This window comes from Qipengyuania algicola (genome assembly GCF_042492175.1).
GTDB lineage: Bacteria > Pseudomonadota > Alphaproteobacteria > Sphingomonadales > Sphingomonadaceae > CAJXSN01.
In genome coordinates this window covers 64,623-89,947 of the sequence record NZ_CP170453.1, presented here as the reverse complement: position 1 = coordinate 89,947, position 25,325 = coordinate 64,623, and the positions used below count along the sequence as shown (strand labels likewise).

Here is a 25,325-nt window from a genome sequence, read left to right as displayed (position 1 = left end):
GACCACATGACCCAGCTTTATCCGCTCCTGCCCCTGCGCGACATTGTCGTTTTCCCCGGAATGGTGGTGCCCCTGTTTGTCGGGCGCGACAAATCGGTCGCTGCGCTGGAGGCGGCGATGGAGGGGGACAAGGACATTTTCCTGCTCGCACAGCTGGACCCCGGCTGCGAGGATCCCGGTGCTGACGATCTCTACGACACCGGCGTCGTGGCGCAGGTTTTGCAGATGCTGAAACTGCCTGACGGCACCGTCCGCGTGATGGTGGAAGGGCAGCAACGCGCCTCGACCCGAGCGCTGCGGGCGGAAGGCGCGATGGTCGTCGCCGAGGTTGATATGATCGAGGATCGCTCGGTCTCCGGCACCGAAATCACCGCGATGATGCGCAGCGTGACCAAGCAATTCGGCGAATATGCGCGGCTCAACAAGAAGATGGGCGACGGCGCGGACGAGGACCTCGGCGATATCGAAGATGCGGGTGAGCTGGCCGATGCCATCGCCGCCGCGATCAGTGCGAAGGTTGCCGACAAGCAGGCGCTGCTGACCGAGCCCGACCCGCGCAAGCGTCTTGAAATGGTGATGAGCCATATGGAGGGCGAATTGTCGGTCCTTCAGGTCGAGAAGAAGATTCGCGGGCGCGTGAAGCGTCAGATGGAGAAGACGCAGCGCGAATATTATCTCAACGAGCAGATGAAGGCGATCCAGAACGAGCTGGGCGGCGAGGGCGAAGAAGGCGACGAGATGGCTGCCCTTGGCAAGACCATCGAGGAAACCAAGCTCTCCAAGGAAGCGCGCACCAAGGCAGAGGCGGAGTTCAAGAAGCTGAAAGCCATGCAGCCGATGAGCGCTGAAGCGACGGTGATCCGCAATTATCTGGACGTGCTGCTGGGCCTGCCTTGGGGCAAGAAATCAAAGCTGAAGAAGGACATTGGCGAGGCGCAGAAGGTGCTGGATGCCGATCACTTCGCTCTGGAGAAGGTCAAGGACCGGATTGTCGAATATCTGGCGGTGCAGGCGCGGACCAACAAGTTGAAGGGCCCGATCCTGTGTCTCGTGGGCCCGCCGGGTGTGGGCAAGACCAGCCTCGGCAAATCGATTGCCCGCGCGACCGGCCGCGAATTCGTGCGCCAGTCCCTGGGCGGCGTGCGTGACGAGGCGGAAATCCGCGGCCACCGGCGGACCTATATCGGCTCGCTGCCGGGCAAGATTGTCACCAATTTGAAAAAGGCGGGCAAATCCAATCCGCTGTTCCTGCTCGACGAGATCGACAAGCTGGGACAGGATTATCGCGGCGATCCCGCTTCTGCTCTGCTGGAAGTTCTCGACCCGGAGCAGAACTCCAAATTCCAGGACCACTATCTGGAGCTGGACCTCGATCTGTCGGACGTGATGTTCGTCTGCACGGCGAATACGCTCAATCTGCCGCAGCCCTTGTTGGACCGGATGGAGATCATCCGGCTGGAAGGCTACACCGAAGACGAGAAGGTCGAGATTGCCACCCGCCATCTGCTGCAAAAGCAGATCGAGGCGCATGGTCTGAAGCCCGAGGAATTTGCGCTGGAAGTGGACGCGCTGCGCGACCTGATCCGCTTTTACACCCGCGAGGCCGGTGTGCGGACGCTGGAGCGCGAGATTGCCAAATTGTGCCGCAAGAGCTTGCGCAAGATTCTGGAAGGCGAGGGCGACAGCGTCACCGTTACGACCGAGAACCTCTCCGACTTTGCCGGGGTGCGCAAGTTCAAGCACGGGATGGGCGAGGAGGAAGCGCAGATCGGCGCGGTCACCGGCCTTGCCTGGACCGAGGTTGGCGGCGAATTGCTCACCATCGAAAGCGTCACGACCCCTGGCAAAGGCGAAGTGAAGACCACCGGGAAACTGGGTGAAGTGATGAACGAAAGCGTCGCCGCAGCATTCAGCTTCGTGAAGGCCCGCGCTCCCGCTTATGGAATCAAACCGAGCCTGTTCCAGCGCAAGAATGTGCATATCCACTTGCCCGAAGGCGCCGTGCCCAAGGACGGGCCGAGTGCTGGTGTAGGCATGGTGACCTCGATTGTGTCGACCCTGTCCGGCGTTGCGGTCCGGCCCGATGTTGCCATGACCGGCGAAGTCACGCTGCGCGGACGTGTGCTGGCAATCGGCGGTCTGAAGGAGAAATTGCTCGCGGCGCTGAGGGGCGGGATCAAAACGGTTCTAATCCCCGAAGACAATGTGAAAGACCTCGCCGAAATTCCGGACAAGATCACGCAAGGTCTTGCAATCGTGCCGGTTTCCCATGTCGACGAGGTGCTGGAACGCGCGCTTGTCCAGATGCCTGCTCCGATCGAGTGGACCGAAGCTGACGATCTGGCTTCGCAGCCACCGTCCGCTTCGCCAGCCGACACGGGGCGGGTCGCGCACTGACCGACCAACTCCGCAGGGAAGAGGCCAAGTTGTGCATTGCAACATGGTTAACGCTGCGTAACGCACGCAATTTGGCCGGATTTGTCTTTGACAGGGCGGGCAAAAAAGAGTGTGATACGTCCCTTCGTTAGCGATTCTACCTTTTGTTTCACCGGGGGAACTATCAATGAATAAGAACGAACTGATCGGCGCAGTTGCCGATGCTAGCGGCCTTTCCAAAAGCGATGCAGCGAGCGCGGTTGAGGGTGTTTTCGACACCATCACCAAAACGCTGTCGAGCGGGGATGAGGTCCGGCTGGTAGGGTTCGGCACTTTTTCCGTGGCAAAGCGCAAAGCATCCACGGGTCGCAATCCTCGCACGGGCGAACCGATGACCATCAAGGCGTCGAACCAGCCCAAGTTCAAGGCCGGCAAAGGCCTGAAGGACGCCGTCAACTAGGACGCGCCACTCGCGAGGCCGCAGTGTCGGTTTGACGCTTCAGCCAACAAAGAAGCCCCGCCCATCGTGATGATCGGCGGGGCTTCTTTTTGCCGTTCATGTTTTTGCCGGGCCGAGCCAAGCCGAGCCGGGCGGGGCGTCCGGCGAGCTGGCACTGCGCGCTAGCTGGCTGGCGAATAGTCGATCAGTGCCGTCGGTGCGATCTTGGTCCGTTTGTTAATCGTCCACGTCAGCACTTCGCGGCCGTCGATCATTTCCGGCCCCTCATCCGTGTTGTTCGCCAGAATGCGCGCATCGGTGACCAGACGGAAGGTACCGTCGAGCTCGGGGAACAGGGGAATGTCCTCGTCCTCTCCGTTATCACCGCTGGCGGCCATGATCGCGCCGAACATCCCGGTCATGCCGCCCATCATGCTGCTGAAGGGATCGTCCGAACTGCTCGCGGCGAAAGCGGGTGCATCCATCCGCACTTTCTGCCCCTCGCGCAGGGCGAGCTGGACGAAGTGATTGGCCATCGGCACGCGCTCCATGGTGGGGAAAACGAAGTCGTGGCTTAGCCGTCCGCGGATCGCGAAGCTGATGTTGAACAGGCCATCGCCGGCATATTCCACACTGTTCCAGCCCACCTGCCGTTCCAGCCGGGCGACCAGCTCCTCCGCTGCATCGGGATCGGTCGGGTCCAGACCGCCGAGCATGGCCTTCATCATCTCGGTTTCGCGCTCTTGCTCTTCCGCCTTGCTCTTCAGCTCGTCTTCGTAATCGCGTTTCTGGGTCGCGATCTCGTCTTCGGTGCAGGGGCGCTCTTCAAAGGCATCTTCTTCCAGACCGTCATCATAGCAGGGCTGCTCGACAAACTCGGCGTCGGAGTTTTCCATGCGCTGCCCCAGCTCGGCCAGCTTGCTGAGACCAAGCAGATAGATCTCTCCATCATAACGGTAACCGAACGTGCCCCCGCGTTCGACGGTCAGCTCGGCGTCGAACTTTCCCGGTTGCAGGAAGCAGCCGGTGAGAAGCAGCAGGGCACCGCAGGCGGACAGGGCGCGCAAGGCTGCCGGCTTTTTAAAGAGTTCCATCATTATCCCCGTTGGATTTTATCGTGTGGCAATGGCGTAGAGCGAAATCGCAGCCGCGTTCGAGACATTGAGACTTTCTATCGCATCGGAAATCGGCAGCGATGCCAGCGCGTCGCAATGCGAAGCGATATTGGCCCTCATTCCGGCTCCCTCCGCCCCCAGAACCAGAGCGACCGGGCCTGCTGGCAGAGCCTCGCCAAGGGTCGTCTCGGCTTCGCCCGCCAGCCCGATACGCCAGAAATCATGCTCGGCCAGTTCTTCCAGCGCCCGGGCCAGATTGACCACCCGGACCCAGGGCACGGTTTCGAGCGCGCCCGAGGCCGATTTCGCCACCACCCCCGATTCCGGCGGAGCGTGGCGGTCCTGCGTCACGATGGCCGCCGCGTCGAATGCGGCGGCGGAGCGCAGGATCGCGCCGACATTGTGCGGATCGGTCACTTGATCGAGGACCACGATGGGGCGGCCCGACCCGTCGATCACGTCTTTCAGGAATTGATCGGCCAGCGGCGCGCATTCCAGCACCAGCCCCTGATGCGGCGCATCACCTGCAACCAGCCGCGCGAGATCGTGGCCATCGGCATATTCCACCGTGAAATCATGCGGCAATTCCCCGTCGAGCGAGGCCACGCCCTCGCGCGTTGCCCATAATTTGCGGTGGACACGGTCGGGATTCTTCAGCGCAGCCTCCACCGCATGGCGGCCCCAGAGACGCACATTGCCGCCCGAAGCCTTGCCGCTGCCACGCCCCCCCTGCATCCGGCCTGCGCGGCCTCTATATGCCCGTTTGCGTTCGCCCTTGGCCATCGCGTGAAATCACCCTTTACTGAAACCTTTGGGCTGCCCTGCCAGCGGCCCCATTGACAGGCAAGCACCGCTTCGCCATTGGGGCGCCTCTCGGCACGCAGCGTGGCTTCTCAAGCCACCAATTTTCAGGCCGGTCTTGTGACCGGGCAGGCGATGTGGACAGGTGGCCGAGTGGTTAAAGGCAGCAGACTGTAAATCTGCCCGCGCAAGCGTACATAGGTTCGAATCCTATCCTGTCCACCACCGCCTCATTCCTTCGAATCAGGCTCGTAAACCCAGCGTGCAGGGCTGATTTCCCGAGCTTTTGCGATGTTTGCTTCGGGTCCGTAGTTGAACCAGTAGCTGCCTTTGCCAAAGCTCACGCGGCGCAGGCCTTCGGGCATTGGATGCACCGGCAATTCCGCATCTTTAGCAGCCAAGCCGATGATTTGTTTGATGATTTTGCCTTCGGGCCATGTGGCGCAAGTGCGGGCTCGTCCGTGCTTCCAGCAGGCGACCGTGCCGTCTTTGGCCACCAGTTCCGCCTCGGCGCTGCCTTCGACATGATCGAGCCAGCGCGCGATTTCCCAGCCGTCGCCCTCATGGGTGAGGCCGGGGCGCAGGCTTTCGCTCTTGGTTACGGTCAGGCCGAGCAGATCGTGCAAGGGGCCGGGGGCCAGGCTGTCGGGAATGCGGAAATCGGTGTCGCGGCTGCCGGTGCGCGGTCCGACCACGATCTGTCCTGCAAATGCGTTTAGCGAAGAGGCCGCCGCGTCGGACACGATTGGCAGGCAGGGTATGACTACAAGAGCATAACTTTCGAGTTCGGCGCCAGAACGGGCAAAGTCCACGTTCAGGCCCAGCGTGCGCAGCGCTTCGTAACAGGAGAAGGCGGCCCACAGTGCAGACAATCCTTCACCCTGCGGCTGGATTTGCGTCATCCATTCGGCAGCGTAGTCGAACAGTATGACGGCATGCTTTTCGCGCGGGCCGGTTTTGTCAGGGGAGGGCAGGCTGCCCAACATGCCCGATATTTCGCTTAAGGCCGGTGCAGGCTCGCCATCGGGGCGCAGCAAGCCGGCGTGCATCTGTTCCTGCGCAAACGGAGCCTGACGCCAGCGGAAATAGCTGACCAGCTCCGCGCCATGCGCCGCTGCCTCTGCCGTCCAGAGATTGACCATGCCAGGCAGGGGCGCCGGATTGTGCCGGGCCCAGTTCACCGGGCCGGGTTGCTGTTCGAGCACGCACCACCGCCCGTCTTTGGCACATCCACGATAGAGGTCATGGTGAAACGCGGCGATATCGGGGTGTCCGGTGCGGGCGTAGCGATGCTTGTCATGCTCGCTGAACCGGAAAGTTTCCAGAAAGCCGAGCGGATAGGAATCCCAGCCAAGACAATCGAGATCCTGCGCCAGATCGAAATGGTCGTAGCCGGTGTAGAACCCCATCGCATTGTGCAGGATATCGCGGCCCGGCGAGGCTTCGCGCAAAATGTCGACTTGCGCCCGGTTGAACGACACGACCTGATCGGAGGAGAACCGGCGGAAGGCCAGCCAATGCGCCGGGTTGGCCTCGGTCACGGTCAGGTTGGGGAGGTCGATTTCCCCGAAGCTGCGATACTCCATGCTCCAGAACACATTGCCCCACGCGGTATTGAGCGCGCCGATGTCGCCATACCGGCTGGCCAGCCACTCGCGAAACGCATCGCGCGCTGCTGCCGAGAAACTCTGCACGGTATCATGGCAGCCATATTCATTGTCCGTCTGCCAAGCGGTGACGGCATCGTGGCGGCCATATTTCTCTGCCACCGCGCGGGTGATGCGCGCGGCTTCTACGCGGTAGCCTGCGTGGCTGAAGCAGTAATGCCGCCGCGATCCGAAGCGGCGGGGGGCACCATCCCGGTCCAGTGCGACCATATCGGGCATGATGTCGACCAGCCATTTGGGCGGCGTCGCGGTCGGCGTGCCCAGAATGATCTCCAGCCCTTCGCGGTGGAGCGTCTCGATGGCCCGGTCGAGCCAGCCCCAGTCGAAGACACCGCGCTCCGGTTCGATCCGGCTCCATGCAAATTCGCCAATCCGCACGCGAGAGATGCCGGCCGCGCGCATCATTGCAGCATCCGTGGCCCAGCGTTCTTCCGGCCAATGCTCCGGATAATAGCAAACGCCCAACTGCATATTTCCACTCCCCATCTGCTGGCCCCACCGCCCGTTGCAAAAAGGCGGCGGTGCGACAAGCGGCTATGCCAATTCGAGTGATAGTCCTTACGCTCTGATTGATGGTAACATTGCCATCGCAGGCTCACGCACGAACCTTGCGCGGGGTGATGCAAAACAGCAACGCTGGCCAAATTGATGGGGTTTTGCCCCGCCTGTTGCTTGTCCGCCGGGAAATCACCGCGCATACGCAAGGGTCCACGACACCCGGCAAACGGGTGCGTCACATAAGATGCCGGACAAACCCGGCGTTGATGGAGAGGAAATCTATGAAGCACGTCCTTTTGTCGGGCACGGCCCTGGTCGCCTGCGCCCTCGCAGCAACCCCCGCGATGGCTCAAGAGGCCGCCGATGGTGCCGATGCACAGGTCGATCCCAACGTAATCATCGTGACGGCAACCCGCCGCGCCGAGGATGTGCAGGACATTCCGATCGCTGTGACCGCCGTATCCGGTGCGGCGCTGGATCGTCAGGGCGTTGTCGACGTGACCAACATCACGCAAGTTTCGCCGAGCTTCTCGACCTCGAACGCCCAGACAGCGTCCGGTTCGGTCGTGCTGCGTATCCGCGGGATCGGGACCACCTCGAACAATATCGGTTTTGAAAGCGCCGTGGGTATCTTCGTTGACGGTGCCTATCAGTCGCGTCCCGGTGTCGCGCTTTCCGAATTTGTCGATGTGGAGCGGGTGGAAGTCCTGCGTGGCCCGCAAGGCACCCTGTTCGGACGCAACACCTCTGCTGGTGCTCTGAACATCACCAATGTGCGCCCCGATCTTTCCGAGTTCGGCGGTTTCGCCAACGCAACATACGGCAATCGTGACCTGTTGAGTGTGCAGGGCGCGGTCAACGTGCCTGTGGTTCAGGACACGGTCGCCGTGCGCCTGACCGGTGCCTACCGCGAACGTGATGGATATGTCAGCATCCTCAATGCCGCTGGCAACCAAGTCGGCGAATCGAACGGGGTCGATCAGTATCTCGTGCGTGGCCAGATCGGCTGGGAAACCGACAGCGGCATTTCGGGCCGTATCATCGGCGATTATTCTGAATCGAAGGCACCGTTTGGCGCAGCGCTCGAAGTGCTGCAGTCCCCGATTGAAGGCGCCGGTCTGTTCGGGGCCGTCGGTCTCGGCGCGCGTGGCGGTATGGCCGCACCGAATGTTGCGACCAGTCCCTTCGACAATGTGAACGCCCAGCGCGCGGTGGATGACCGTATTGCAACGGCCAATTTCGAGCCGATCACAAATTCCGAACAGTGGGGTATCACCGGGGAACTGGAAATCCCGCTCGGCGCCGCTGCCGACCTGATTTATATCGGTTCCTATCGTGAATTCGACGCATTCGAAGCGTATGATTCCGACTTTTCCGGCATTGATGTGTTCGACGTCACTGCGAACAATACTTCAATCGAGACGATGACCCACGAATTGCGCCTTCAGGGCGATGCATGGGGAGGCCGCCTTTCGTGGCTGATCGGTGGCTACTACTCCACGGAAGATATCAGCCAGTCGGTCAGCTTCGCGCTCGGACAGGATTATGGTGAGCTGATCGGTGCACTGTTCGCCGGTGCGACCGGCGGTGCCAGCCTGTTCCCGCCGCCAGCAGGGCTGGGGCTGGGTGCGAACCCACTCTCCACTCTGACCGGCGGTGTCGATCCTGCCGGAACGACCAACACCAACCTGTATTCGCAGGACAGCAAGAGCTGGTCGGTGTTCACCCACAACACGCTGGACATCACCGACAGCCTCGCGCTGACGATCGGCCTGCGTTATTCGGATGAAAGCAAAGACGGTGCCTTCGCGCAGGGCAACAACAGCAACCAGATCTGTCCGGCAGTGCTCGGCTCTATCGGTGCAGGGAACGTTCCGGGGGCATTCATCCCCACCGTGTTCGGAACCGGTTGTTTCGCCTTTACCGCACCGGCTGATCTGCCCGCTGCGGCGGTGTTCCCGCTGCCCCGGACGTTCAACTCCACTTTCGACGATTCGGAGCTGATCTACACCGGTAAGCTGAGCTACTCGTTCATCGATCCGGTGAACGTCTACGCCAGCTTTACGCACGGCTACAAATCGGGCGGTTTCAACCTCGACTCCACCGCCGCTGCGGGCGGGGCCGATCCCCGGTTCGCTTCGGAAGAGGTGGACGCATATGAAATCGGTATGAAGGGCCGGTTCTTTAACGGCGATGTCACGCTGAACATTGCTGCGTTCCATCAGGAATTCACGAACTTCCAGGTTCTCGAATTCACCGGCGCGCAGTTCCAGACCTTCAACGTGCCCAAGGCGAAGACGACCGGTGTGGAAGTTGAGAGTGTCGTTCGTCCGACCGACAGCCTGACACTCAATGCCGCGCTGACGGTCATGAACGCCCGCTATCCGAGCGATTGCGCGGGTACGCTCACGGCCAACAATGTCACGAACCTGTGCGGCAACTCGCTGACCAACGCGCCCGACATTGTCGGCATCGTCGGTGCGACTTACGAGCGTGATCTGGGTACCAACCTCGATTGGTTCATCGGTGGTCAGGTTCGGATGGAATCGGATCGTCGTACGTCGACACAGGCATTCGATCCGGCTGATCCGGCCGCTCGTATCCTGGTTCCGTTCGATGTTCAGGACAGCAATGTGAAGATCAATATGCGCGCCGGTATCGGTTCGCAGGATGATCGCTGGACAATCGAAGGGTTCGTCAACAATCTGACCAACGAGATCACCCGGGCTGTTACCTTCAACACGGTGCTCCGTTCGGGCTCGCGTTCGGCCTTCATCCAGGAGCCGCGCTCCTACGGCGTGACGGTGCGGACCAAGTTCTAAGGTTCCACAAACCACACGGTAGCGGCCGCCCGGGCGAGAGCTCGGGCGGCCGTTGTCGTTTGTGGCCTTCGCCATTGGGTCTCGTCCGACACGCATTGGTGACTTGTGAGCGCAGCCTCGCGGGCTTATTCAGCCCCGCATGACAGATCAGCACCAACCCGTAATTTCGGCCACCGGCCTCTTCACCCCTGAAGAAAGCATCAGCAATGAAGAGCTGGTCGCAAGCTTCAACGAATTTGTAGAGCGCCACAATGCGCGCTTTGCAGACGAAATCGCAGCGGGCGAGGCCGAAGCTCTGGCGCCCAGCTCGGTCGAGTTCATCGAGAAGGCGAGCGGGATCAAGGCGCGCCATGTGATGGCGAAAGAACCGATCCTCGATCCCGACATTATGTCTCCCCGGTGGGAGCAGCGCGGCAATGACGAGATGTCGCTGATGGCCGAGATCGGCGTCGCGGCCGCGCGCCAGGCGATGGACGCCGCCGGGCGCAAAGCGGAAGATATAGATGCGGTGCTGTGCGCTGCCTCCAATATGGAACGGGCCTATCCGGCGATGGCGATCGAGATCCAGCAGGCGCTGGGAATCGATGGCTTTGCCTTCGATATGAATGTTGCGTGCTCCTCCGCCACTTTCGGTATCCAGACCGCCGCCGATTATATTCGTGCCGGTAATGCGAAAAGCGTGCTGGTGGTCAGCCCCGAGATTACGTCGGGACACCTGAACTGGCGCGACCGGGACAGCCATTTCATCTTCGGCGATGTGGCAACGGCGGTGCTGGTGGAGGACCTGTCCATCGCGCCGGACGACCATTGGAAAATTCTCGGAACGCGGCTCAAGACGCTGTATTCCAACAATATCCGTAACAATTTCGGATTCCTCAACCGGGCCCATCCGGAAACGGCGGGCGAGCCGGACAAGCTGTTCGTGCAAGAGGGCCGCAAGGTCTTCAAAGAAGTGGTGCCGATGGTCGCGACCATGATCCTGGAGGAAGCCGAGCGCCTGTCGCTCGATCCGCAGCAACTGCGCCGTTTGTGGCTGCATCAGGCCAATGCCGGGATGAACCGCCTGATTGCCCAGCGCGTGCTGGGGCACGAGGCGAACGACGATGAAAGCCCGACTGTTCTGGACACCTATGGCAATACGTCGAGCGCGGGGTCGATTATCGCTTTCCACAAACACAGCGAAGATCTGGCTGGCGGCGATACCGGGCTGATCTGCAGTTTCGGCGCGGGCTACTCGGCCGGCACCGTCTTCGTGCGCAAAGCATAGGCCATAATTATCACGCGGTTGGCCATTCCCCCACAGCCTTGCCGCGTGGTTTCCCTTGTGGGCACAGGGGCAGGCCACTAGATGCCAAGACATGTCAGGTGACCTGCTAGATAATAAAGGCCGGGGCGACGGGGGCTGGGAATGGCCCGCAATCCACCCCGAAGGCCGCAAATATGGCGTCGCCGTTGCCGGGTTTGCATTGCTCACGGCATTCATGGCGTGGGAGACCATCGCGTGGCCGCTGGCATTTCTAACGCTGGGGGTGCTGGCGTTTTTCCGCGATCCGGAGCGAATTGTTCCGCAGGATGAGAGCGCGATTGTTTCGCCGGCAGACGGTGTCGTCTCCATGATCCGCGTTGTCGACCCGCCGCTCGATATGCAGGGCGCGGATGCGGACGGCACGCCGGGATTGCCCGCCGCGCCGGTCACCCGGATATCCATTTTCATGTCGGTCTTTGATGTGCACATCAACCGCGCGCCGATCACCGGCATGTTGACGCGTCTGGTCTATGTGCCGGGCAAATTCGTGAATGCCGATCTGGACAAGGCGAGCGAAGAAAACGAGCGGCAGCATATTTTGGTGCGCCGCGCCGATGGCGTGACGGTCGGCTTCACCCAGATCGCCGGTCTGGTGGCGCGCCGTATCGTGCCGTTTGTGAAACAGGGCGATACCGTGGCTGTAGGGCAGCGGGTTGGACTGATCCGCTTCGGGAGCCGGGTCGACATCTACCTTCCCGCAGGGACCGAACCGCAGGTTATCATGGGGCAGAAGACCATTGCCGGCGAGACGGTTCTGGCAACGCTCGGCCAGACGAAGTTGCTGGAAGGCATTGCCCAGTGATGGGCTGCGGGAAGGAACGACATTGAGCGGACAGCAACCCGAACGCATGGGCCCCAAGGCCGATGAGGACGAGAAGCCGATCGGTCCTCAGGGCGGGGGGCTGAGGCTGCGTGCGGTTCTGCCCAATGCCATCACTGCGGCCGCGCTGTGTTCCGGGCTGACCGGCATCCGGTTCGCGATAACGGGCGATTGGCGCGAAGCCTTGCTCGCCATCGTTCTGGCCGGTGTTCTGGACGGGATGGATGGCCGCGTCGCGCGGATGCTCAAGGCGCAATCGCGCTTTGGGGCGGAACTGGACAGTCTGGCCGATTCGCTGTCCTTCGGGATGGCTCCGGCGATTATTCTCTATCTTTGGTCGCTGCAGGCGGTGCCCAATCTCGGGTGGTTTGCCTCGCTCGCTTTCGCAGTGGCGTGCGCCCTGCGCCTTGCGCGGTTCAACGCCCAGATCGATGTCGATCATCAGCCGCACAAATCGGCTGGCTTCCTCACCGGCATTCCCGCGCCTGTCGGGGCGGGGCTGGCGTTTCTGCCGATTTATCTCTGGCTGGCCGGGGGTTGGGAGTGGCTCCGCGACCCGTGGGTGGCCGGCCCGTGGATGACGGTGATCGCGTTCTTCATGATTTCCAACACCGCAACGCTCAGCTGGATGTCGATCAGGCCACGGCGCAATGTGCGTCTGGAGCTGATCCTGTTTGTCGGCATCCTGTTTGCCGCATTGCTGGTGGAGCCCTGGTGGACTCTCGCCGTTATCAGCGTCGGCTATCTGGCCCTGATGCCCTATGCGTGGCTGAAATATGCGCGGATCAAGCGGCAAACTTCAGCGAAGGGGCCGACCCGCCTTGCGGGTTCTGACGGAACGACGCCGGACGAATAACCCGGCAGGGCACCGGCCGCTGCGTCTTGACCTGTTCAGCCTTCAAACCAGCATAAGCGTTGCGGCCACGCACCAGCGTGTCGGCCAGCGAAAGCACGCTTGCACCAAAGGCAGCGGCGAAAATGGCGAACAGGGCAATCGTAATCATCATTTCTCGGTCTCTTCAAACTGCACAAGCCTGTCGAAAGCCTGTGGATATTTGTGGAGAAACAGTTACAGTGTGCAATCTGTTCCCTTGAAGAACACCATGTTCTCTATTTGTTCCGCCCTGTCAAGGGGAATTCCCGATGAGTGGAATCCCTTATGCGACGAATTGAGGCTGGATTTCTCACCAACACAGCGCTAAAGGGCCGCATCCCGCCGGGAATGGCCGCATTTCCGCAGTCAATCTCCGCCGGGAAATCCACATGGAAAGCACTATATACCGGTGCTCGTTTGCGGGATCTCCGCACGGGTCACTCGCTTTCCAGAGGCACAACCGGAAAGGAATTTTACTATGGCGGCACCTACCGTCACGATGCAGCAATTGATCGAGGCCGGGGCCCATTTCGGCCACCAGACCCACCGCTGGAACCCGCGCATGAAGCCGTATATTTTCGGCGCTCGCAACGGTGTTCACATTATCGACCTGTCGCAGACAGTGCCCCTGATGGCGCGCGCGCTCGACTTCGTCGCCTCCACCGCCGCAGCAGGCGGCAAGGTTCTGTTTGTCGGCACCAAGCGTCAGGCGCAGGAACCGATGGCAGAAGCGGCCCGGATGAGCGGCCAGCACTTCGTCAACCACCGCTGGCTGGGCGGCATGCTCACCAACTGGAAGACGATTTCCGGTTCGATCAAGGAACTCAAAACGCTTGAAGAGCAGCTGTCGGGCGACACCAGCGGCCTGACCAAGAAGGAAGTCCTGCAGCTGACGCGCAAGCGCGACAAGCTGGAACTGTCCCTTGGCGGCATCCGCGATATGGGCGGCATTCCCGATGTCATGATCGTGATCGACGCCAACAAGGAAGACCTGGCGATCAAGGAAGCCAACGTTCTGGGCATTCCGGTCGTCGGCATTCTCGACACCAATGTCGATCCCAACGGCATCGCTTTCCCTGTCCCGGGCAATGACGATGCAGCCCGCGCTGTGCGTCTCTACTCCGAAGCGTTCGGTGAAGCGGCGGCAGCGGGCAAGAAGGGCAAGAACGACGAAGCAGGCGAGATGCTCAATCCGCCAGCCGAAGCGGCCGCCTGACCTTTTATTCGGGAGGCTGAACAGGCCACCCGTTCACAGACTATGCGAGGCGGGGCTGCATTGTGCGGCCCCGTCAGCTGTATCCCCCAATTCAAACCTCCCCAATTCAAACTCAAGGAATTGATGACATGGCCGATTTTTCTATCGCCGATGTAAAGACCCTGCGCGAAAAGACCGGCGCGGGCATGATGGACGCCAAGAAGGCGCTGACCGAAACCGGCGGCGACATCGAAGCCGCTGTTGACGCTCTGCGCGCAAAAGGCCTCGCCGCTGCACAGAAGAAATCCAGCCGCACCGCTGCCGAAGGGCTGGTGGGCGTCGCTGTGGAAGGCACCAATGGTGTCGCAGTCGAAGTGAATTCCGAAACAGACTTCGTTGCGAAGAACGACCAGTTCCAGGATTTCGTCCGCAAGGTCACCGAAACCGGCCTCAAGGCCGATAGCGACGATGTCGAAGCGCTGAAGGGTATGGAATATCCCGGCGGCGGCACCGTGGCCGACAAGCTGACCGATAACGTGGCCACCATTGGCGAGAACCAGCAGATCCGCCGGATGAAGAGCGTGTCTGTCTCCAGCGGTATGGTCGTGCCCTATATGCACAACGCTGCTGCGGCTAACCTTGGCAAGATCGGTGTTCTGGTCGCGCTGGAAAGCGATGCCGGTGCCGACGTGCTGGAGCCGCTGGGCAAGCAGCTGGCCATGCACATTGCCGCTGCCTTCCCGCAGGCGCTGGACGCAGACGGCCTCGACGCAGACGTGATCGAGCGCGAACGCGCGATTGCACAGGAAAAGGCAGCCGAAAGCGGCAAGCCTGAAAACGTGCAGGAAAAGATGGTCGAAGGCGCGATCAAGAAGTTTGCCAAGGAAAACGCTCTCCTCTCGCAGCTGTTCGTGATCGACAACAAGACCCCGATCGCCGACGTGGTGGCCAAGGCTGGCAAGGATGCCGGCAAGACCATCGTGTTGAAGGACTATGTCCGCTTCCAGCTCGGCGAAGGCATCGAGAAGAAGCAGGAAGATTTCGCAGCCGAGGTTGCTGCGACGCTGAAGGGCTAATTCTTAGGCGATTGCTTGCTTTGAAAAGCGCCCGCTGGACCATTGGGTCTGGCGGGCGTTTTCATTTCGGCGGGACCAGATCGATCACCCAAATTTCTGGCCGGGTGAACATCCTCACCGGTAGAATGCTGGTGCCAAGCCCAGAGCTTACGACGAGGGTGTTGCCGTTCTCACGAACCACTCCGCAAGCGTACCGGTCCCCGTATCGCGACATTGTCGCTGGTGCTCCGCCCCACGGCCAGCCGATCTGACCGCAATGGGTATGCCCCGCCAGCATGATGCCACTGCCGGGCGGCAGCTGCGCGAAGGGGTCAGGGCTGTGGCTGAGGAACAGTGCCCGTCCCCCGAACGGTTCTAACTGGGTCAGAACATCGGCGAGCCTCGCGCGTCCGGTAAAGTCGTCGTCGAGGCCTGCGACGAGCAGCCCGCCGACATTGGACACTTCGTTGCGTAACATGCCAATCCGGTGCTGTACCAACGCCTCTTCGATAGCCTCCACATCGCGCCAATGGTCGTGATTTCCGGGCACGGCCAGCTTTACTGCGGAGGCCGGCAACCCGGCGAGAGGAGCAAGTGCCTCTCCGACCGGATAATGCCGCGTGGCTGTTCGCTTATCGCTCACGAAGTCTCCGGCGAAGAGCACTATGTCAGGCTCGAGCTCGCCAACCTGCGCAACAATCTCTGTGAGGCGGGATGGGGGCATGTCAGGTCCCGCGACATGAATATCGGCAAGCAGAACGATGCGCCGGTCGGGTGTGTGAGACAACTGCATTGGCAGCGTGATCGTACGGATGACTGGTTGAGCCATCGTATCATGCGACATTTTGCCTATGGCCGTGACGGTCAATGCCGCGAAGGCGAGCAATAGCCATCTCCGCAACATCCGACTTGGCTTTCCCTTTGCGCGTCTCACTCTTCATGGCTAAGGACCGCGCAGCCTTACAGCAACACGGAAAACCCGCGCCCCATGCCTCTGACCACTGCCAAACGCGTCCTTCTGAAACTTTCGGGCGAGGTGCTGATGGGCGATCAGGACTTTGGCATCGATCCCGCTTTCGTCGCCGAGCTGGCGCAGGAAGTGAAGGCGGCCAAGGATACCGGCCTCGAAATCTGCCTTGTCATTGGCGGAGGCAATATCTTTCGCGGGATGGCCGGCGCGGCGCAGGGGATGGACCGGGCGCAGGCCGACTATATGGGCATGCTCGCCACGGTGATGAACGCGCTCGCCATGCAAAATGCGCTGGAGCAGCTGGGCGTGCCGACCCGCGTGCAATCCGCCATCGAGATGGACAAGGTGTGCGAGCCGGTGATCCGCCGGCGCGCCGAGCGCCATCTGGAAAAGGGGCGCATCGTTATCTTTGCAGCGGGCGTGGGCGCGCCGTACTTTACCACCGACAGCGGTGCAGCCCTGCGCGCGGCGGAAATGCGCTGCGATGCCTTGTTGAAAGGCACCAGCGTGGACGGGGTTTATGACAGCGACCCCAAGAAGAACGCTGATGCGAAGCGTTTCGATACCGTGGGTTACGACCGCGTGCTGGCAGATAATCTGAAAGTGATGGATGCCTCTGCCGTGGCGCTGTGCCGCGATAACCAGATACCGATTGTAGTGTTCTCGATCCGGGAGAAGGGCAATCTGGCCCGCATCCTGAATGGCGAGGGCACGCAGACAATCGTCCAGTAAAAACGACCCAGTAAAAAACGACGAGGAACCGGAGAGCCTGACATGGCCAAATTTGACAAAGCCGATATCGAACGCCGGATGCAGGGCGCTGTTGAGAGCCTGAAAGGCGATCTGGGCGGTCTGCGCACGGGCCGCGCCAACACCAGCCTGCTCGATCCCGTCGTATGCGAAGTCTATGGCTCGATGATGCCGCTGAGCCAGGTCGCCACCGTCTCCGCCCCGGAGCCGCGCATGCTGAGCGTGCAGGTGTGGGACAAGAGCAATGTGAGCGCGGTGGAGAAGGGCATTTCCAAGGCCAATCTGGGCCTCAACCCCATGACTGACGGCCAGACCGTGCGCTTGCCCATGCCCGATCTGACCGAGGAGCGCCGCAAGGAACTGGCCAAGCTGGCAGGCTCCTATGCCGAGAACGCGAAAATCGCGATCCGCAATGTCCGCCGCGACGGGATGGAAGCGCTGAAGGAAGACGAGAAGAAGAAGGAAATTTCCGAAGACGAGCGCAAGCGGTCCGAGGACGAGGTCCAGAAGCTGACCGATAAATATGTCGCCGATGCCGACACCGCCGCAGAGGCGAAGGAAAAGGAAATCCTGACCCAGTGAACGCGTCCGGCGTTTTCCTCCCCTCCTTTTCAAAGGAGGGGATCGAGGGGTGGTTGCGCTGCGCCAGCAGCGATTGCGCCTTGCACCACCCCCAAACCCCCTCCTCTGAAGAGGAGGGGGCTTTTGACTGACGAAAACCATGCACGCCACGTTGCCATCATCATGGATGGCAATGGCCGCTGGGCGAAGCGCAAGGGGCTGCCCCGCGCGGTCGGTCACCAGCGCGGCGTAGAGGCCGTGCGCAAGCTGGTGCGCAGCGTCGGCGATATGGGCATCGACTGCCTGACGCTCTATGCGTTCAGCTCCGAAAACTGGAAGCGGCCCGAAGAAGAGGTCGACGATCTGATGAACCTGATGCGCAAGTTCATCAAATCGGATTTGCCGGAGTTTGTCGCCAACAATGTGCGCCTGAAGATCATCGGCGACTGGCAGGGATTGGCGCCCGATATCGTCGCCATGCTGGAGGATGCTCTGGAGCAGACTGCAGGCGGGACGCATACGCTGGCCGTCGCGCTCAATTACGGGGCGCAGCAGGAAATTGCCTCGGCAGCTGCCAAGGCCGCGGCGTCTGGCGAGGTGACCGAAGAAAGCATCGCCGCGCATCTCTACACTGCAGATCTACCGCCGCTCGATCTGCTGATCCGCACCAGTGGTGAAGTGCGGCTTTCGAACTTCCTGCTGTGGCAGGCCGCCTATGCCGAGATGGCATTTGTCGATACCCTGTGGCCCGACTTCGCGCCGGAGCATCTGCAGCAGGCGCTCGATGATTTCGCGCAGAGGGAGCGGCGCTATGGTGGACGCTGAAGTCCAGCCGAAAAAGAAGAGCGATCTGGGCGTGCGCCTCGTTTCTGCGCTGGTCATGCTCGCGGTATTGTTCGGCGCGTTTGCAGCTGGCGAGCTGTGGTTCGATGCGTTCGTGGTTGCGGTAACGCTGGTCACTTTTGCGGAATTTGTCCGCTTGGTTCTGAAGGCGACCGACAATCCGGCCTATCGCATTGCCGGGATTGTCGCAGGCGCGTTTTACATCGGGCTGGCCGGGATGGTGATTGTCGGGCTCGATTCCTACTATCTGCTCGCCGCTGTGGGCGTGGTCATTGCGACCGATGTCGGCGCTTACTTTATGGGCCGTGGCATTGGCGGGCCGAAAATCGCGCCCTCGATCAGCCCGTCCAAAACATGGGCCGGCCTTTTCGGCGGTATGCTGTTAGCCGCTGTTTTTCTGATCCTGATGGTCGGCGCGTTTCACTACACCAGCGGCTACAAGACGTGGGGCGAGCTGTTCGCAGTGGCCTGGCCCGATGCCGCCGGTGCAGCGGTTGTCGGCGCGATTCTCGCGATCACCGCGCAATTCGGCGATTTCTTCCAGAGCTGGCTGAAGCGCAAAGCGGGAGTGAAAGACAGCTCCAATCTGATCCCCGGCCATGGCGGTTTCTTCGACCGGACCGACGGCCTGCTGCCGGTGGCGCTGATCGCCGGCTTTATCGGCGCGACGTTTACCTGATCCGATGCGCAGTCTCTCCATCTTTGGGGCCACAGGCTCGGTCGGCACATCGACACTGGACCTTGTCAGGCAAGATCGCAGCGCGTGGGACGTCAAAGTCCTGACGGCCAATTGCAGCGCAGGCGAACTCGCGAGACTGGCCCGCGAATTCGATGCCGAGCTGGCGGTGGTGGCGGATGAAAGCTGCCTTGCGGATTTGCGCGAGGCGCTGGCGGGATCGGGGATCGAAAGCGCGGGCGGGGCGGCAGCCCTGTGCGATGCCGCCCGGACAACCGCCGATATCACAGTTGCCGCGATTGTTGGATGCGCGGGGCTGGAGCCGGTGATGGCGGCGATAGAGCAGGGCAACACCATTGCGCTGGCGAACAAGGAAGCGCTGGTCTCCGCAGGCGAAGTGATGACCGCCGCCGTTGCCAAATATGGCGCGACATTGCTGCCGGTGGATTCTGAACACAACGCGATCTTCCAGTGCCTTGCGGGCGGCAAGACCGAAGATGTGCGCTGGATAACGCTGACCGCGAGCGGCGGGCCGTTGCGGACCTGGTCGCAGGCCGAGCTGGAAGCGGCCACTCCGGCACAGGCGGTGGCGCATCCCAATTGGGATATGGGCGCAAAGATCAGCGTCGATAGCGCGAGTATGTTTAACAAGGGGCTGGAGCTGATCGAGGCGCATCACCTGTTCCCCGTCGGCCTCGATAGGCTGCGCATCGTGGTGCACCCGCAAAGCGTCATTCACTCCATGGTCGAATATCGCGACGGATCGACGCTGGCGCAATTGGGGCCGTCGGACATGAAGGTGCCGATTGCCTCCTGCCTTGCTTGGCCTGACCGGATGGATACGCCCTGCGAACCGCTGGATTTGCCCGCAATAGGCTCGCTGACATTCGAAGCGCCCGACGAGACCCGCTTCCCCGCCACGCGTCTGGCGCGCCATGCCGCGATGGCGGGCGGGGCGGCCCCGGCAGTGCTCAATGCTGCCAATGAAGTGGCGGTGGCCGCGTTTCTCGCCGGTAAGATCGCATTCACCCGGATCGCGGTAATGGTGGAGCAGACCCTGACCGACTACACACCCGCAGCGCCCGGATCGCTGGCCGATGTGATGGCCGTCGATGCCGCAGCGCGCGAAAAAGCGTCGGCTATGCTAGAGAGCGCCTGAATGTTCGAATCGACCCCTTTCTGGATGTGGATCCTCGGTTTCCTGCTGCTGCTGGGGCCGCTGATTACTGTGCACGAGCTTGGCCATTATCTGGTCGGCAAATGGTTCGGCGTGAAGGCGGAGGCGTTCTCCATCGGTTTCGGCAAGGAAGTGTGGGGCCGGACGGACAAGCACGGGACGCGGTGGAAAATCTCGGCCCTGCCGCTGGGCGGTTATGTCCAGTTCAAGGGCGATATGAACCCGGCCAGCATTCCGGGGGCAGACACCGACGACACGCTGAGCGCGAGCGAGCGCGAAGGCGCGTTTCAATATGCGGCGCTGTGGAAGCGCGCGCTGATCGTGTTTGCCGGGCCTGCGACCAATCTGATCGTGACGCTGGCGATCTTTGCGTCGTTCAATCTCGCCTACGGGCAGGTCGAATCGTCCAACGCCATTGGCGGTTTCGCGGAAACGTCTGCGGCGCGCGATGCCGGAATGGAAGTGGGCGACAAGATCATCGCCATCGATGGCGATCCGACCCCTTCCTTTCAGGACATCGGCGGCAAGGTGTTGATGTATCCGGACAAGACGGTGAACCTGACTGTCGAGCGCGATGACCGGCAGATGGAAATCCCGGTCAAGATCGCCAGCGTGGTCGAGACCGACCAGTTCGGCAACGAATCCCGCATCGGGAGGCTGGGTGTTGCCTCGGGCGCTCCGGAAATCACCTCTGTCGGCCCGGTGCAGGCACTGGTGATTGCTTGGGACCAGACGATGGGTCTGGTCGATATGATGGTGACCGGTATCATCCAGATCGTTTCGGGCGACCGGTCGGTGAAAGAGCTGGGCGGGCCGATCAAGATTGCGAAATATTCCGGCGAGCAGCTCAGCCTCGGCTGGTTGGCCTTTGTGAACTTCGCGGCGCTGATATCGCTTAATTTGGCATTCATTAATCTGCTGCCAATCCCCGCTCTGGATGGTGGGCACCTCGCTTTTTATGCAGCGGAGGCGGTTCGCCGGAAACCGGTTGGTGCGCGGGGGATGGAAATGGCGTACCGGACGGGAATGGCCCTGGTGCTGATGTTGATGTTGTTCGTCACATTCAATGATCTGGCTTCGCTCTCGCTCTTCGGGTGAGGGATCGGGGTTCAGGCAGGACAAAAGGCGGGTCGTATCGGGTACCAGCTTCTTGATTGCGCGCACCGCATCGGGCATTGGCGACAATTGCTTCTTGTGACCGGCGAAATCACGATGGATCTGACGGCCGGACCGAAAACCTATGGACGGGAATTTTTCCGAAATGAACGGCACACCGATGCGTAGCGCCATGGCCGCGCACAAAAAGGGCACTTTTGCGCTCGCCTTGCTTTCCGGCACCATTCTGGCGGGGCTGCCATCCGGCGCGCTGGCTCAAAGCGCCGGCGATCCCGCCACTCTGCCGACCGCGCAGGAAGCGCAAAGCGGGCAAGCGCCCGTCGTTCAGGCTCCGCAAGCGGACGTCATCCAGACCATTTCCGTCTCCGGCGCGCAGCGTCTCGAGCCGCAGACGATCCTGTCCTATATCCGCATTCGTCCCGGCCAGACCTACACTGCGGCACTGGGCGACCAGACGCTGAAGGAACTGGCGGATACCGAGCTGTTCTCCGATTTCTCGATCCGCAATGATCGCGGCGCCGTGCTTATCACGGTGGTCGAGAACCCGGTGATCAACCGGATCATTCTGGAAGGGAATGACCGGCTGGATAGCGACAAGATCCTGCCCGAGATCAAACTGGCCCCGCGCCAGATTTTCACCCGCTCGAAAACCCGCGCCGACGTGGCCCGCATCATCGAGCTGTATAAGCGTCAGGGACGCTTTGCCGCCACGGTCGAGCCGAAGATTGTCGAGCTCAGCCAGAACCGTGTCGATCTGGTGTTCGAGATCAGCGAAGGGCCCAAGTCCAAGGTCCGCCAGATCAATATCATCGGCAACGAGGTGTTCGGCGACGGCACTCTGCGCGGTGAAATGGTCACCAAACAGGCGCGGCTCACCAGCTTCCTGTCGTCCAACACCAGCTATGACCCTGACCGTCTGGCATTCGACCAGCAGAAACTGCGCGAGTTCTACCTGACCGAGGGTTACGTCGATTTCCGCGTCGTGTCGGCTGTGGCCGAACTGACGCCGGACAAGCGCGACTTCATCATCACCTATGTGGTGGAAGAGGGCGAGAAGTACGATTTCGGCGAAGTCAGCGTCGACAGCCAGCTGCGCGACTTCTCCAGCGAAGGCCTCAGCGCTAATCTGCCGATGAAGACCGGCGATGGCTACAATGCCAAACTGGTCGAAGATACAGTCGAACAGCTGAGCGAACTCGCCGGCACGTTCGGTTATGCATTCGCCGATGTGCAGCCGGAGTTTTCGCGCAATCGCGACAGCAAGACCATGGACGTCGCTTTCGTCCTGCGCGAGGCACCGCGCGTCTATGTCGAGCGGGTCGACATCAACGGCAACACGCTGACGCAGGACAAGGTGATCCGCCGCGAAATGCGTCTGGCCGAGGGCGATGCGTTCAACTCCCTGCAAGTTGCGCGTTCGACCAACCGGATCAATTCGCTGGGCTTCTTCCAGGAAAACTTCGAGATCGAGCAGAAGGAAGGCTCTGCGCCGGACCGGATTGTTCTGGAAGCCAATGTCGAAGACCAGCCGACCGGTGAATTGCAACTTTCGGCCGGTTTCTCCTCCATCGAGAGCTTCCTGCTGGCGGCCTCTATCCGCGAACGCAACTTCCGTGGCCGCGGTCAGACGGTGGGTGCTTCGGTCAACTGGTCGCGCTTCTCGCGCTCTGCCGGGATCAATTTCAGCGAACCCTATGTGTTCGACCGGAACATCTCGATGGGCGTCGATTTGTACCGCCGCGATTTCAACAGCTTCAACTTCACCAACAACGACCGCAACACGACGTTCGAGCAGACCACGACCGGCGGCTCGATCCGGGCAGGTGTGCCGCTAACCGAGTATATGTCGCTGATCGCTAGCTACACGCTGAACCACGACAAGGTCTCGCTGGACGAAAACCAGTTCTTTGCCGACTTCGATGGTGATGGCGTGGCCACGTGTGAACCGCTGCTGGCGGGCCGCTTCCTGTGCGACTCGCTGGGTTCGCGGACCAGCTCGATCGCCGGCCTGACGCTGAATTACAACTCGCTCAACAGCCGGTTCCGCCCGACACGCGGGGAAAGCGTCAGCATCACCGGCGAATATGCCGGTCTTGGCGGGTCGGTCGAATATGCCCGTATTCGCGGCAAGGCGGCGAAATACTGGTCTGTTTTCAATGGCTTTATCTTCTCGCTGCAGGGCGAGGGCGGATATATCAAAGGTCTGAAGGATCGCCAGGGTGCCGGTGTCGACGATGTCCTGCTGACGGACCGTTTCTTCCTTGGCGAGCCGCAAATTCGCGGCTTCGACATTCGCGGTGTCGGCCCGCGCGTTCTGCGTCAGCCGATTGTCGATGATGGCGAAGGCAACCCGCTGATCATTACCGATCGCAACCGGGTGGCCGACGATGCCATTGGCGGCAACGCCTACTACCTTGGCCGCGCCGAACTGGAGATTCCGCTGGGTTCGGGCGTGCGCGAGCTGGGCCTGCGTCCTTCGCTGTTCGTCGATGTCGGCGCGCTGTGGAATGTGACCGAGCCAGTGCTGCAGAACAGCCCGTTCCCCGGTGGCCTCTCGTTCCAGCAAACCGATGGTGACGGAAACCCCATCTTCATCGGTCCCGATGGCTCGCCCACGCTGGACCCGGCACAAACCAACGGCACCCCCAACCAGCCGCTTAACCAGACGATTGACCCGTTCCAGGAAGTCTTCCTGGGCGATTCCTCTTCGCCGCGCGTATCCGTGGGCATCGGGGTCAACTGGAACTCGCCTTTCGGTCCGTTCAGGATTGATTTTGCCCGCGTGCTTAAGAAGCAGCCGGGCGACGACACCAAAACATTGTCATTCAACGTAGGAACACAGTTCTAATGAAAACTCTTGCCAAAACACTCGCAGCCGCCAGCATTGCCGCCGCCACTGTGGCCGGTGCGCCTGCCGCGGCGCAGGTTAGCGGCATCGCCGTAAGCAGCCCGGAAGCGGTTTTCCTCCGCTCGGCTGCGCGTCAGGCCGCTTACACCCAGATCGCCCAGACCTATGCTGGCCAGATCCAGCAGATCAACACGATGCGTCAGGAAGCGCAGACGCTGCAGCAGAGCCTCGACACCAATGGCGATGGCCAGGTGACCGATGCCGAAGCGGCCGCCAATCAGGGCGTGACCACACAGGTTCAGCAGAAACTGCAGCAGATTGCGCAGACCGGCCAGCCGATCACGCTGGCGCAGACCTATGTGGTCGAGCAGCTGCTGCTGGATTACAACAACGCGCAGCAGCAGGTCATCTCGTCCAAGGGCATCCAGCTGATGCTGCCGGCTGACGGCGTGCAGTATGTGTCCGACGCTGCCGATGTCACGAGCGACATTCTCGCCGTTCTGGACCAGCGCCTGCCGACCGTGCAGGCCGCACCGCCGGCAAACTGGCGTCCGCGCCGCGAATCGCTGGCTCTGCAGCAGTCGATCCAGCAAATTCTTGCCGGTCTCGCCCAGCAGCAGGCCGCTCAGGCTGCCCAGCAGGGTGCAGCCGCGCAGCAGCCGACCGGCCGCTAAGCCAAATAGAACCGGGGCAGGGGGAAACGATGGACGCTGACAAGCCGTATGACATCCGGCGCGTGCTGGAGGCATTGCCGCATCGTTATCCCCTGCTGCTGGTCGACCGGGTGAAGTCGCTTGATCTGGGCGAGCGGATCCACGCAGTGAAGGGCGTGACCTTCAACGAGGATTTCTTTCAGGGCCATTTCCCCGGCCAGCCGATCATGCCCGGTGTTTTGCAGATCGAGGCCATGGCGCAGGCCGCCGCGATCCTTGGCATCGAGACATTGGAGCTGGCCGGAACGGGCAAGCTGGTGTTCTTCATGGGCATCGAGAACGCGAAGTTCCGCAAGCCCGTGACACCAGGCTGCCTGCTCGATCTGGAGGTCGAATTCACCCAGAAACGCAGCCGTGTCTACAAGTTCAAAGGCAAGGCGAGCGTCGAAGGTGCGGTGCATAGCGAAGCCGAATTTACGGCGATGATTGCAGATCCGAGTTAGTTTGTTTTGACCCTGCGGGCGGGGTGCATCCGCACCCCTTGCTGCGCCGCATAAGCGGCGGCGCGCGGTCGCGCGCTGTCGTCGCCTCTCGGTGCCGAACCATTCCAAGCCAAAGAGCTTGCTGCAAAGCACGGTCCGCGTTCTAGAGCGCCGCCGAAAGCAGAGCGGGGCATGCCCAACCTAAAGCAACACCCCAAACCCGTTCATCCTGAGCTTGTCGAAGGATTGCGCTTCTTTCTGACGCTTCGCCAAATTCGGGG

General features: G+C 61.3%; 21 protein-coding genes and 1 tRNA gene. 18 read left to right on the top strand and 4 right to left on the bottom strand.

The window, feature by feature from the left end; genetic code table 11:
- The first annotated feature begins 6 nt into the window (after positions 1 to 6).
- Both lon and ACFCW2_RS00450 read left to right on the top strand, forming a co-directional pair.
- Entirely contained in the window at positions 7 to 2,397 is a 2,391-nt protein-coding gene (lon, locus tag ACFCW2_RS00455) for an endopeptidase La (protein WP_379547350.1), read from the top strand.
- A 166-nt stretch (positions 2,398 to 2,563) separates the two neighbouring features.
- On the top strand, positions 2,564 to 2,836 hold the full coding sequence (locus ACFCW2_RS00450; RefSeq protein WP_379547348.1) for an HU family DNA-binding protein: 273 nt from the start codon (positions 2,564 to 2,566) through the stop codon (positions 2,834 to 2,836).
- Between the two features lie 161 nt (positions 2,837 to 2,997).
- Here ACFCW2_RS00450 and ACFCW2_RS00445 read toward each other — a convergent pair whose 3' ends face one another.
- Entirely contained in the window at positions 2,998 to 3,912 is a 915-nt protein-coding gene (locus ACFCW2_RS00445) for a hypothetical protein (RefSeq protein ID WP_379547346.1), read from the bottom strand.
- Positions 3,913 to 3,927: 15 nt separating this feature from the next.
- The gene (rlmB, locus tag ACFCW2_RS00440; protein ID WP_379547345.1) at positions 3,928 to 4,713 is read right to left on the bottom strand and encodes a 23S rRNA (guanosine(2251)-2'-O)-methyltransferase RlmB; all 786 of its coding nucleotides are present in this window, start codon (positions 4,711 to 4,713) and stop codon (positions 3,928 to 3,930) included.
- Positions 4,714 to 4,870: 157 nt separating this feature from the next.
- Here rlmB and ACFCW2_RS00435 point away from each other — a divergent pair.
- Positions 4,871 to 4,956: transfer RNA gene (locus ACFCW2_RS00435), tRNA-Tyr, on the top strand.
- Positions 4,957 to 4,961: 5 nt separating this feature from the next.
- Here ACFCW2_RS00435 and ACFCW2_RS00430 read toward each other — a convergent pair.
- Entirely contained in the window at positions 4,962 to 6,869 is a 1,908-nt protein-coding gene (locus tag ACFCW2_RS00430) for a beta-galactosidase (protein WP_379547344.1), read from the bottom strand.
- Between the two features lie 308 nt (positions 6,870 to 7,177).
- On the opposite strand from ACFCW2_RS00430, the gene ACFCW2_RS00425 reads away from it, so the two are divergent.
- The 6 genes from ACFCW2_RS00425 to tsf all read left to right on the top strand — a co-directional run bounded on the left by ACFCW2_RS00425 (position 7,178) and on the right by tsf (position 14,989).
- The gene (locus tag ACFCW2_RS00425; RefSeq protein WP_379547343.1) at positions 7,178 to 9,718 is read left to right on the top strand and encodes a TonB-dependent receptor; all 2,541 of its coding nucleotides are present in this window, start codon (positions 7,178 to 7,180) and stop codon (positions 9,716 to 9,718) included.
- 139 nt (positions 9,719 to 9,857) lie between these two features.
- Entirely contained in the window at positions 9,858 to 10,985 is a 1,128-nt protein-coding gene (locus ACFCW2_RS00420; protein WP_379547342.1) for a beta-ketoacyl-ACP synthase III, read from the top strand.
- 91 nt (positions 10,986 to 11,076) lie between these two features.
- Positions 11,077 to 11,826 (top strand): phosphatidylserine decarboxylase, encoded by a 750-nt coding sequence (locus ACFCW2_RS00415; protein ID WP_379547341.1) that lies wholly within the window; start codon positions 11,077 to 11,079, stop codon positions 11,824 to 11,826.
- A 22-nt stretch (positions 11,827 to 11,848) separates the two neighbouring features.
- Positions 11,849 to 12,700, top strand: coding sequence for a CDP-alcohol phosphatidyltransferase family protein (locus ACFCW2_RS00410; protein WP_379547340.1), 852 nt, complete (start codon positions 11,849 to 11,851; stop codon positions 12,698 to 12,700).
- A gap of 496 nt (positions 12,701 to 13,196) precedes the next feature.
- On the top strand, positions 13,197 to 13,934 hold the full coding sequence (gene rpsB, locus ACFCW2_RS00405) for a 30S ribosomal protein S2 (protein ID WP_379547338.1): 738 nt from the start codon (positions 13,197 to 13,199) through the stop codon (positions 13,932 to 13,934).
- A gap of 128 nt (positions 13,935 to 14,062) precedes the next feature.
- Complete coding sequence (gene tsf / locus ACFCW2_RS00400) at positions 14,063 to 14,989, top strand: translation elongation factor Ts (RefSeq protein WP_379547337.1); 927 nt, start codon at positions 14,063 to 14,065, stop codon at positions 14,987 to 14,989.
- Positions 14,990 to 15,050: 61 nt separating this feature from the next.
- On the opposite strand, the gene ACFCW2_RS00395 is transcribed toward tsf, so the two are convergent.
- Positions 15,051 to 15,797: a metallophosphoesterase gene (locus tag ACFCW2_RS00395; protein WP_379547335.1), complete on the bottom strand. Its 747-nt coding sequence runs from the start codon at positions 15,795 to 15,797 to the stop codon at positions 15,051 to 15,053.
- 159 nt (positions 15,798 to 15,956) lie between these two features.
- Here ACFCW2_RS00395 and pyrH point away from each other — a divergent pair, with 159 nt between their 5' ends.
- The 9 genes from pyrH to fabZ all read left to right on the top strand — a co-directional run bounded on the left by pyrH (position 15,957) and on the right by fabZ (position 25,065).
- On the top strand, positions 15,957 to 16,670 hold the full coding sequence (gene pyrH, locus ACFCW2_RS00390; protein ID WP_379547333.1) for a UMP kinase: 714 nt from the start codon (positions 15,957 to 15,959) through the stop codon (positions 16,668 to 16,670).
- A gap of 42 nt (positions 16,671 to 16,712) precedes the next feature.
- The gene (gene frr / locus ACFCW2_RS00385; protein ID WP_379547331.1) at positions 16,713 to 17,270 is read left to right on the top strand and encodes a ribosome recycling factor; all 558 of its coding nucleotides are present in this window, start codon (positions 16,713 to 16,715) and stop codon (positions 17,268 to 17,270) included.
- Between the two features lie 162 nt (positions 17,271 to 17,432).
- Positions 17,433 to 18,074, top strand: a complete 642-nt coding sequence (gene uppS, locus ACFCW2_RS00380; RefSeq protein ID WP_379548993.1) for a polyprenyl diphosphate synthase — start codon at positions 17,433 to 17,435, stop codon at positions 18,072 to 18,074.
- The gene (locus tag ACFCW2_RS00375; protein ID WP_379547329.1) at positions 18,061 to 18,771 is read left to right on the top strand and encodes a phosphatidate cytidylyltransferase; all 711 of its coding nucleotides are present in this window, start codon (positions 18,061 to 18,063) and stop codon (positions 18,769 to 18,771) included. Before uppS ends, ACFCW2_RS00375 begins: the two co-directional genes overlap by 14 nt.
- Before the next feature lie 4 nt (positions 18,772 to 18,775).
- Positions 18,776 to 19,927 carry a 1-deoxy-D-xylulose-5-phosphate reductoisomerase gene (gene dxr, locus ACFCW2_RS00370; RefSeq protein WP_379547328.1) on the top strand — a complete coding sequence of 384 codons (1,152 nt, stop codon included), beginning with the start codon at positions 18,776 to 18,778 and terminating at the stop codon, positions 19,925 to 19,927.
- The gene (rseP, locus tag ACFCW2_RS00365) at positions 19,928 to 21,043 is read left to right on the top strand and encodes an RIP metalloprotease RseP (protein ID WP_379547327.1); all 1,116 of its coding nucleotides are present in this window, start codon (positions 19,928 to 19,930) and stop codon (positions 21,041 to 21,043) included. It abuts the gene before it with no gap.
- A gap of 163 nt (positions 21,044 to 21,206) precedes the next feature.
- Entirely contained in the window at positions 21,207 to 23,909 is a 2,703-nt protein-coding gene (gene bamA / locus ACFCW2_RS00360) for an outer membrane protein assembly factor BamA (RefSeq protein ID WP_379547325.1), read from the top strand.
- Positions 23,909 to 24,583 carry an OmpH family outer membrane protein gene (locus tag ACFCW2_RS00355; RefSeq protein ID WP_379547323.1) on the top strand — a complete coding sequence of 225 codons (675 nt, stop codon included), beginning with the start codon at positions 23,909 to 23,911 and terminating at the stop codon, positions 24,581 to 24,583. The genes bamA and ACFCW2_RS00355 overlap by 1 nt, the downstream gene beginning before the upstream one ends.
- 29 nt (positions 24,584 to 24,612) lie before the next feature.
- The gene (gene fabZ, locus ACFCW2_RS00350; protein ID WP_379547322.1) at positions 24,613 to 25,065 is read left to right on the top strand and encodes a 3-hydroxyacyl-ACP dehydratase FabZ; all 453 of its coding nucleotides are present in this window, start codon (positions 24,613 to 24,615) and stop codon (positions 25,063 to 25,065) included.
- Positions 25,066 to 25,325 lie beyond the last annotated feature (260 nt).